Raw genomic sequence first — 9,422 nt, forward strand, 5'->3', positions numbered from 1 at the left:
GCCCTGATCACCGGGGCACGGCATCCGTCGTCTGTGGCGACCGAGGCGTGGTCCACTCGGTGTCGATTGGCCCGCTGAGGCCGGGGATATCCTGAACCGATGAGCCCGCTACGCCCTCTCGATCAGTCGTCGAAACTGAAAGACGTCCTCTACGAGATCCGGGGGGAGGCCCTCGTTGAGGCCGACCGACTCGAGGCCGAGGGGCACTCGATCCTCAAGCTGAACACCGGCAACCCGGCCATCTTCGGTTTCGAGGCACCGCACCAGATCGTCCGCGACATGATCGCGTCGGTGCCCAACGCCCACGGCTACAGCGACAGCCGCGGCATCCTGTCCGCCCGTCGCGCGGTGGTGTCGCGCTACGAGCAGGAGCCCGGGTTCCCCGCGCTCGATACCGATCACGTGTTCCTCGGCAACGGTGTGTCCGAGCTGATCACGATGACCATGCAGGCGCTCCTCGACGAGGGCGACGAGGTGCTCATCCCCGCCCCCGATTACCCGCTGTGGACGGCGATGACCAGCCTCGGCGGGGGTACGCCCGTTCACTACCTCTGCGACGAGTCGCGCGAGTGGCAGCCCGATCTGGACGACATCCGCTCGAAGGTCACGCCCCGCACCAAGGCGATCGTCGTCATCAACCCCAACAACCCGACGGGCGCGGTGTACTCGCGCGAGATCCTCGACGGCATCGCTGACATCGCCCGCGAGAACTCGCTGCTGCTTCTCGCCGACGAGATCTACGACCGCATTCTGTTCGACGACGCGGTGCACATCCCCATGGCCACCGTCGCGCCCGACCTGCTCTGCCTGACCTTCAACGGTCTGTCGAAGACCTACCGCGTCGCCGGCTACCGCTCCGGCTGGCTCGCCATCACCGGCCCCAAGGAGCACGCGCAGGGGTTCCTGCACGGCATCAACCTGTTGGCATCCACTCGTCTCTGCCCGAACGTGCCCGCGCAGTTCGCGGTGCAGGCGGCGCTGTCGGGGGTGCAGTCGATCGACGCGCTCATCGCTCCGTCCGGCCGTCTCCACGAGCAGAGGGATGCCGCCTGGCAGGGCCTCGAGGCCATTCCCGGCGTCTCCTGCGTGATGCCCCGCGGTGCGCTCTACGCCTTCCCGCGCTTCGACCCCGAGGTGTACGAGATCCCCGATGACGGAAAGTTCGTGCACGACTTCCTGCTCGCCGAGCACGTGCTGCTCGTGCAGGGGTCGGGCTTCAACTGGCCCGCGACCGATCACGTGCGCATCGTGACGCTGCCGGAAGCGCGCGTCATCTCGGATGCCATCGAGCGGCTCGGCAACTTCCTGTCGTCCTGGCGGCCTTGACCGGCGAACACCGCCGTGGTTTCGGCCGCTGACCCGGTGGCGGGTGCGCGCCGCATTCGGCGGTCTCCTGTGCGCGCGGTCTCGGCTGCTCACGCGGCGGGCTCGACGAGACGCGCCCGCCGCGTCGTGTGACGTTCGGCATCGCGGGACGGTGTCTGCGACCCGCCCGACGTTCACAGCAGGCCCAGCGATGTGACCCGCCAGCGACCGTCGAGCCCCTCGAGGCGGAGGGCGACGGCGCGGGTGCGCAGGCGCGTCGACGCGGTCACGGTGGCCTCGACGACGTGATCCGCGGGCGAGGAGAGGTGCACGCTCTGGATGATGTGCGTCGCGCGCGGGGCGGGCATGCCGCGGGCGCTGCGTGCGCGGGCCGCCAGGCCGGCTCGAACGACCACCGTGCGGTACACGTCTTCCGACAGCCATCGGGCGAGCTGGTCGACCTCGCGTACTCCGGCGAGCACCTCGAGAACACCGCGGACGATGTTGAGCGTGAAGGTCTCTGCCGACGGCAGCTCGTGGGCCGAGGTCTTCTGCCGACCGAAGAACTCCTCCGACCGGGATGCGGCTGCGAGCGAGCGCCGCGTCGGGCTCGAGGTGGTGTGGACGTGCGGCTGTGACATGGTTCCCTCCGAGGACGTGGTGCGTGAAGCGAGCGGGGGGTGACGCCGAGAGTAGGGCAGCGGTGGCTCGCGAGCCGGAGCGATCGAGACGCCTGTGGAGGGATGCGGGGTGGATTCGGGGTGGTGAGAAGCTGTCGCCTTGCGCACGATGAATGCAACGTCGGCTCGCGACCCCCGCGCGCCGACGAGCCGGCGGCGGGGGCCGACGATCCGCGTGAGGACGGGCTTCGCGGGCGGTAGGCGGCGTCGCGTTCCGGGCTCGCCGAGATCGCGTGACAGGCGAGGTTTCCGCGTCGGGGCGTCGGCTCGGCGTTCGACTCGAGATCGTCGGGAAGAGGCTCACGGTCCGGGGACGAGAATGCGAACGGGACCAGAAATCAACACAGGAGGGCCTTCCCCTCACGATGTCCCCCGTTCGGGGGAGGAGTCGCGCTCACCCGCTTGCGGAAGGAGTGGACGATCGGTTGCTCGGGCATCTTCCGAGCGTCCGTCTCCCGGTTCGCCCTGCCCTGGTCCCGGCCCTCCGGCCGGCTCACCCGACGGCTCACGAGCGCTCCTACATTCAGCTCCCGGAAGCGGCGGCCTCGACCCTCTCCCGTAGGGTGGAAGGGTGTCGACACTCAGTGAACTCGTCTTCGCCCAGGGCCGCTCCAGCGAGGCCGACGTCGAGTGGTTGCACCGCCTGGCCGGCGACGGGCAACTGTTGGCCGACCTGGCCTTCGCGGACATCGTGATCTGGGTTCCCACCCCCGACGACTCGTTCGTCGCCGTCGCGCACACGCGCCCCGGGGGAGCTGCGACCCTGTTCTACCGCGATATCGTCGGCGACCGGGTGCGGCCGCAGTGGCGCACGCAGGTGCGGGACGCCTTCCTGAGCGGGCGGATCGTCGACTCGGCGTCCCCTGACTGGTTCGAGGAGACGCCGACACGTGTGCGCGCGGTGCCGATCGTGCGAGAACTCTCGCGCGAGGGCGCGGCGGTCACCACCGTCGGCGTGCTGACCCGCCACACCAACCTCGGCGAGACGCGGACGCCGTCACGACAGCAGATCACCTTCAACGACTGCGCCGACGACGTGTTCCGCATGATCTCGTCGGCCGAGTTCCCCGATCTCGCCGCCCCGACGGCCCCTCGCCGCGGCGCCCCTCGCGCCTCCGACGGGCTCATCCGCCTCGACGTCGACGGAATCACGACGTTCGCGAGCCCCAACGCGCTCTCGGCCTTCAACCGCATGGGCTTCGACGACGAGCTCGAGGGCGAGTCGCTGGCCGAGGTGACGGCGCGCATCCTCCCCGCCAAGCGCCAGGACGTCGACGAGTCGCTCCCCGTCGTCGTCAGCGGCCGCGCACCGTGGCGCGCCGACATGGAGGCGCGGGGTGTGCAGGTCTCACTGCGCACGATTCCCCTGCGCGACCGCGGAAACCGTATCGGCGCCATCGTGCTCAGCCGCGACGTGACCGAGATCCGCCATCAGGAGCAGGAGCTCATCACCAAGGACGCGACGATCCGCGAGATCCACCACCGCGTCAAGAACAACCTCCAGACGGTTGCTTCGCTGCTGCGCATCCAGGCTCGCCGCACGCACTCCGACGAGGCACGCGACGCCCTCACGCAGGCCATGCGCCGTGTGTCGGCTATCGCGGTGGTCCACGACACCCTGTCGGAGGGTCTCGCCCAGAACGTCGACTTCGACGACGTCTTCGCTCGCGTGCTGAAGCTCGTCGCCGAGGTGGCGGCGGCGCCGAACACCCGCGCACGCACGCGCTCGACGGGTCAGTTCGGCATCCTGCCGAGCCAGTTCGCGACCCCGCTCGCCCTCGCGCTGACCGAGCTCGTCACCAATGCCGTCGAGCACGGACTCGCCGGGCAAGAGGGAGACGTCGAGATCGCGGCGGAGCGCACGGGGGAGATGCTCGAGGTCAGCGTCCGTGACACCGGCGTGGGACTGCCCGAGGGTCAGGTCGGGCGGGGCCTCGGCACGCAGATCGTGCGCACCCTGATCCAGGGCGAGCTCGGCGGCACGATCGACTGGCACACCCTCATGGGCAGTGGGACCGAGGTCACCATCGAGATCCCGTTGCGCTACATCGGCGGTTCCGCGGCCTGACGGACCGCCGCCACGCGGCATCCGTTCTCGTTCTGGGGTGGGCCGTCCGACGAGCCCCGAGCCTCGCAGGATCACGCGTCCCTCGCAGATTCCGGATGCCACTCTGCGAGCGACGTGCACATCTGCGAGCAGCCGCGCGGCTGGTGCTGATCGCTTCCGCTCGAGAACGCGAAGAAGCCCGCCCCGAGGGGGCGGGCTTCAGCCGTGGAGGGTGGTGTCAGGAGGCGCGGCGTGCGCGGGCGGCGCGGCGCTTCAGGGCGCGGCGCTCATCTTCGCTCAGACCGCCCCACACGCCTGAATCCTGGCCGGATTCGAGGGCGTACTGCAGACAGACCTCGGTGACGGTGCAGCGTGCGCAGACCGACTTGGCCTTCTCGATCTGGTCGACCGCGGGGCCGGTGTTGCCGACGGGGAAGAACAGCTCGGGGTCGACTGTCAGGCAGGCTGCTTTGTCGCGCCAATCCATAGGGGTGCTCCTTGTAACAGAAAATGTGGTCGATTCGGCACCGGCTATCGGGTCCGGTACCCTGGTGGGAACGCGAGCGATTGCTCGCCCCACTTCGCTGTGGGAGCACACGGCTTGTTCCATGCTCCCATAGCGATTCCGCCTGATCAAGAGGTAACCGGCAGGTTTCCGGATCGTAACGGGCCCGCCGTGCCCTTCGGAGGGTTTCGGATGCCGACTCGACTCGCGGCCGCCGCGCTCCTCGGACTCGAGGCCCTCGGTATCCTGGCGCTCGCCGGATGGCAGGTCGTCGCGCTGATCGGCGGTGACACGGACTCGGTGGTGAGCTCAGTCGCCCTCATCGTCCTGACCCTCATCGGCGCGGCCATCGTCGGCGCGTTCGGTGTCGGGACGGCGCGCGATGCCTCCGCGGCGCGCTCGGGCGGCATCGTGACGCAGCTGCTGATCCTGTCGGTGGCCATCGGCGCCGTCACCGGCGAGTGGGCCGCCCCCACCGCCGCCGTGCTCATCGCCCTCCCCGCGGTCGTCGGGCTTGTTCTGCTCGTGCTGGCCGTGCGGCGTGCCGCACCGCGGCGTCGCGACGACGACTGAGCCCTCTTCGACGCCCCGCGAGCGCAGCTCCCTCTCGGCCCCCGGGATACACGTCGTCTGCCGCCCGTCCGCGGCGCGCCGTAACCGTCGTTCGCGATGCCCGTTCCGGGTGCCGGTGACCATGCCGACACCGCGAGATCTGCGCTCGGGCACTCCGCGACACAACGCAGGAGATCCGGTGCCTCGAACGGCCGCACCCCGGTGCGGGAACGGCGTGACCTATAGGACCGCGGCGGATCTCCTGCGTTGTGTCCGCTGTCCTGTGCTCGCCGGCCGGCGGTGCGCACATCCGCGTGGAGACGGCGTCGAGCATGGCCATTCCTCGACACAACGCAGAAGATCCGGGGCCGGGCACGACCGCGCCCCGGTGCCGGAGCGGCGTGGGCAATGAGAACGCGACGGATCTCCTGCGTGATGTCCGCCGGCGAGCTGTGACCGCGCCGGTGCGAAAACCCCGCCGATCGCGAGGGCGATGCCGGGGTTCGCGGCGGATCGAGGTCAGGCGGCGGCGAGGCCGAGGGTCTTGCGCAGACGCGCGACGTGGCCGGTGGCCTTGACGTTGTAGAGCGCCTCGACGATCTTGCCGTCCTCGTCGACGACGAAGGTCGAGCGCAGCACGCCGGTCACGGTCTTGCCGTAGTTCTGCTTCTCGCCCCACGCGCCGTACGCCTCGTGCACCGTGTGCTCGGGATCGCTGAGCAGGGGGAAGGTGAGTCCGTCGCTGTCGCGGAACGCCCGGAGCTTCTCGGGGGTGTCACGAGAGAGACCGAGAACCGTGTACCCGGCTCCCTGCAGGGAGGCCAGGCTGTCGCGGAAGTCGCACGCCTGGGTCGTGCAGCCGGGGGTCTGGGCGGCCGGGTAGAAGTACAGGATCACGCGGCGGCCACGGAAGTCGCTCAGCGAGACGGGGTGCTCGTCTTGGTCGAGCAGGGTGAAGTCGGGGGCGGTGTCGCCCTTGTCGAGGTTCGTCACCCCTCCAGCCTAGAACGCTCGATCGCTTGGAACGTCGTCAGCAGCCGGTGCAGGGAGTCCAGGCGCGCCTCGGCTCCGGGGCCCAGGCGACCGGATGCCACGGCCTCGGCGATCGCGCAGTCCGGCGCGTCGGGGAGGTGGGTGCAGCCGCGCGGGCAGTCTTCGGCCGCCTCGGCGAGGTCGGTGAAGGCGCCGAGCACGTGGGCGGGATCGACGTGGCCGAGACCGAACGAGCGTACGCCCGGGGTGTCGATGACCCAGCCCGATCCGGCGGGTCCCCGATAGCGCAGGGAGACGGCCGACGACGACGTGTGCCGCCCCCGGCCGGTGACCACGTTCACGTGCCCGATCGCACGTTCCGAGCCGGTCAGTGCGTTGACGAGCGTGGACTTTCCGACGCCGGAGTGTCCGACGAAGACGGTGGAGTGCCCGGCGATCGCTTCGCCGATCTCGTCCAGCGGCATGGCGCCCTGCGCGCTGGTGAAGACGCGCAGATCGATGCCGGTGAAGTGCGCGAGGAACTCGGTCGGGTCGGCCAGGTCGGTCTTGGTCACCACGAGGAGGGGACGGATGCCGGCGTCGAGGGCTGCGACGAGGTAGCGGTCGACGAGCCGTTCGCGGGGCTCCGGGTCGGCCGCGGCGACCACGATCAACATCTGGTCCGCGTTGGCGACGATCACCCGCTCGACCTGGTCGGTGTCGTCGGCGCTGCGGCGGAGGAGGGACGTCCGCTCCTCGATACCGACGATGCGGCCGAGCGTACCCTCGCCGCCCGTCAGGTCGCCGACGACTCGTGCGCGGTCGCCGTTGACAATCGGTTGCTTGCGGAGTTCGCGGGCGCGGGTCGCGAGCATGCGGCGCTCGTCGGGTCCGTCCTCGTCGACGAGCACGGTGTAACGGCCGCGGTCGACGCCCAGGACCCGGGCGATCTGCGCGTCGGCGTGGGCCGGGCGACGCTTGGTGCGCGGCCGGTTCGCCTTGGGGTTCGGTCGCGACCGGATCGACGACTCGTCGTAGGCGAGATCGTCGTCGTCGTCGTCAGCGAGCCAGCTCACGCGTGCATCTTCTTCACGCGTCGACCGAGGCGTCGGTGCCGAGCATGGAATGCCAGAGCGCGGCGAACTGGGGGAGGGTCTTGGCCGTCGTTCTGATGTCGTCGACCTGCACGCCGGGGACGCGGAGCCCGATCAGGGCGCCGGTCGTTGCCAGACGATGATCGTGATGCGCCTTCCACCCGCCGCCGACCAGGGCGCGCGGGACGATGCGGATGCCGTCTTCGAGCTCGTGGGCCTCGCCGCCGAGCGCGCGCAGGTTGCCGACGAGGGCGGCGATGCGATCGGTCTCGTGCCCGCGGATGTGCCCGATGCCGTGCAGGGTCGTGGGACCGTCGGCGAAAGCCGCCAGACCGAAGAGCGTGGGGGCGAGTTCACCCGCGGCGGAGAGGTCGAGTTCGACACCCAGGATGCCGTCGTCCCCGGCGGCGACGGTGAGGGCACCGCCGCGGCGGCTGACGCGCGCACCCATCTCGGCGAGGATGTCGACGAGGAGCGCGCCGGGTTGGGTGCTGTGGAGCGGCCAGCCCGTGACCGTGACCGAGCCGCCGGCGACCATCGCCGCGGCCAGGAACGGCGATGCATTCGAGAGGTCGGGCTCGATCGCGACGTCTTTGGCCCGGACCGGACCCGCGGGCACGATCCACTCGCCCGGAGCCGGTCGCTCCACGTGGACGGCGCGGTGGGCGAGCGCTTCGACGGTCATATCGATGTGCGGGACGCTCGGAAGCCGCGAGCCGACGTGGCGCAGCCGCAGGCCCACGTCGAAGCGGGGAGCCGCCAGGAGGAGACCCGAGACGAACTGACTCGATTGGCTCGCATCGATCTCGACCTCGCCGCCGCGCACGTGACCGTGTCCCCGGACGGAGAAAGGCAGAGCCCAGTGCCCGCCGTCGTCGATGTCGACGCCCACGTCGCGCAGCGCCCGGATCATCGCGCCCATCGGGCGGTGCAGGGCGCTCTCGTGCGCGGTGACATGCACGTCACCGCGCGCGAACCCCGCCAGGGGGGTGACGAAGCGCATGACAGTGCCGGCTTGACCGCAGTCGACCGTGGTGCCGCCGAGGAAAGACGACGGGGGAGTGATCAGCAGGTCGGGGCCGAAGGGAGAGTCGGTGTCGATCTCGTCGATGCCCACGCCGAGCGCCCGGAGGGAGTCGATCATGCGCGCGGAGTCGTCGGAGTGCAGAGGGGCGTGCAGCGTGCCCGGGCCGTCGGCGATCGCGGCGAGCACGAGCTCGCGATTGGTCAGCGACTTCGAACCCGGCACCGTCACCGTGGCATCCACGGGACCGGCGGCGACAGGCGCGTCCCACGCGCCGCGGGGCGTGGCGGCGGAGAGGGAATATCCGAGCGGAGTCATCGGTTCCTAGCCTACTGAAAGGGGGACGACACGTGACCGCACTTCTCGAGCGCGACAGCCCACCGGCGAGCATCCCGGCGGCCTTCGACATGCCCGACGTAGACTGGCGCGCGATGGACGACACCGCAGAAGCGGGCTCGCAGGTCGAGCCGCGCGCACAGTTCGAAGAGCAGGCTCTGCCCTTCATGGACCAGCTCTACGCCGCGGCGATGCGGATGACCCGCAATCCCGCCGATGCGGCCGACCTCGTGCAGGAGACCTTCGTGAAGGCCTTCGGTTCGTGGGCGTCGTTCGCACAAGGGACGAACCTCAAGGCGTGGCTGTACCGCATCCTGACGAACACGTACATCAACACGTACCGCAAGAAGCAGCGCGAGCCCTACCAGAGCGCCATCGACGACCTCGAGGACTGGCAGCTCGGCGGTGCCGAGTCGACCACCGCGAGCAGCGCACGTTCGGCCGAGGCCGAAGCGATCGACCACATGCCGGCATCCGTCGTCAAAGACGCCCTGCAGTCGATCCCTGAGGATTTCCGGATGGCGGTGTACCTCGCCGACGTCGAGGGCTTCGCCTACCAGGAGATCGCCGACATCATGAAGACTCCGATCGGCACGGTCATGAGCCGTCTGCACCGCGGCCGGCGGCTGCTGCGCGACCTGCTGTCGGACTACGCCAAGGAGCGCGGCATCAAGGCCGCGACGGGAGAGACGAAATGAGCGACTGCGGCTGCGACAAGGCACGGCGCGATCTGGAGGAATACCTCCGCAACGAGGTCTGCAAGACCGAGGCGAGCGACATCCGTCAGCACCTCGAGAACTGCCCCGGATGCCAGGACGAGGCCCTCGTGGCGCGCACCCTGACCGACGTGGTGGCGCGGGCGTGCAAAGAGACCGCTCCCGACGAGCTGCGCGATCAGGTGCTGACG

10 protein-coding genes are annotated in these 9,422 nt (G+C 70.0%); 5 read left to right on the forward strand and 5 right to left on the reverse strand.

Annotation, left to right across the window (positions count from 1 at the left end; genetic code table 11):
• Positions 1-99 precede the first annotated feature (99 nt).
• Positions 100-1,326: a pyridoxal phosphate-dependent aminotransferase gene (locus RWP81_RS10725; protein WP_314455947.1), complete on the forward strand. Its 1,227-nt coding sequence runs from the start codon at positions 100-102 to the stop codon at positions 1,324-1,326.
• Between the two features lie 173 nt (positions 1,327-1,499).
• On the opposite strand, the gene RWP81_RS10730 is transcribed toward RWP81_RS10725, so the two are convergent.
• Positions 1,500-1,946: an Rv3235 family protein gene (locus RWP81_RS10730; protein WP_314455949.1), complete on the reverse strand. Its 447-nt coding sequence runs from the start codon at positions 1,944-1,946 to the stop codon at positions 1,500-1,502.
• Positions 1,947-2,556: 610 nt separating this feature from the next.
• Between RWP81_RS10730 and RWP81_RS10735 the strand changes: the two genes are divergently transcribed.
• Positions 2,557-4,053: a histidine kinase N-terminal domain-containing protein gene (locus RWP81_RS10735; RefSeq protein WP_314455952.1), complete on the forward strand. Its 1,497-nt coding sequence runs from the start codon at positions 2,557-2,559 to the stop codon at positions 4,051-4,053.
• Between the two features lie 217 nt (positions 4,054-4,270).
• Here RWP81_RS10735 and RWP81_RS10740 read toward each other — a convergent pair whose 3' ends face one another.
• Positions 4,271-4,519 (reverse strand): WhiB family transcriptional regulator, encoded by a 249-nt coding sequence (locus RWP81_RS10740; protein WP_013583608.1) that lies wholly within the window; start codon positions 4,517-4,519, stop codon positions 4,271-4,273.
• 210 nt (positions 4,520-4,729) lie between these two features.
• Here RWP81_RS10740 and RWP81_RS10745 point away from each other — a divergent pair, with 210 nt between their 5' ends.
• A complete protein-coding gene (locus RWP81_RS10745; protein WP_314455961.1) occupies positions 4,730-5,110 on the forward strand; it encodes a histidine kinase in 381 nt (126 codons plus the stop codon).
• Positions 5,111-5,608: 498 nt separating this feature from the next.
• Here the strand turns inward: RWP81_RS10745 and bcp are convergent, their stop codons facing one another.
• The 3 genes from bcp to aroA are packed head-to-tail and all read right to left on the reverse strand — an operon-like array spanning position 5,609 to position 8,497.
• Positions 5,609-6,082 carry a thioredoxin-dependent thiol peroxidase gene (bcp, locus tag RWP81_RS10750; protein ID WP_055958329.1) on the reverse strand — a complete coding sequence of 158 codons (474 nt, stop codon included), beginning with the start codon at positions 6,080-6,082 and terminating at the stop codon, positions 5,609-5,611.
• Complete coding sequence (rsgA, locus tag RWP81_RS10755; RefSeq protein ID WP_243223909.1) at positions 6,079-7,137, reverse strand: ribosome small subunit-dependent GTPase A; 1,059 nt, start codon at positions 7,135-7,137, stop codon at positions 6,079-6,081. The genes bcp and rsgA overlap by 4 nt, the downstream gene beginning before the upstream one ends.
• 13 nt (positions 7,138-7,150) lie before the next feature.
• On the reverse strand, positions 7,151-8,497 hold the full coding sequence (gene aroA, locus RWP81_RS10760; protein ID WP_314455964.1) for a 3-phosphoshikimate 1-carboxyvinyltransferase: 1,347 nt from the start codon (positions 8,495-8,497) through the stop codon (positions 7,151-7,153).
• An 89-nt stretch (positions 8,498-8,586) separates the two neighbouring features.
• On the opposite strand from aroA, the gene RWP81_RS10765 reads away from it, so the two are divergent.
• Positions 8,587-9,213, forward strand: coding sequence for a sigma-70 family RNA polymerase sigma factor (locus RWP81_RS10765; RefSeq protein ID WP_055960071.1), 627 nt, complete (start codon positions 8,587-8,589; stop codon positions 9,211-9,213).
• Positions 9,210-9,422: zf-HC2 domain-containing protein (locus RWP81_RS10770; protein ID WP_314455966.1), on the forward strand; the 213-nt coding region annotated here is incomplete at its 3' end. The genes RWP81_RS10765 and RWP81_RS10770, both read left to right, overlap by 4 nt.

Source organism: uncultured Microbacterium sp. (genome assembly GCF_963521695.1).
Lineage (GTDB): Bacteria > Actinomycetota > Actinomycetes > Actinomycetales > Microbacteriaceae > Microbacterium.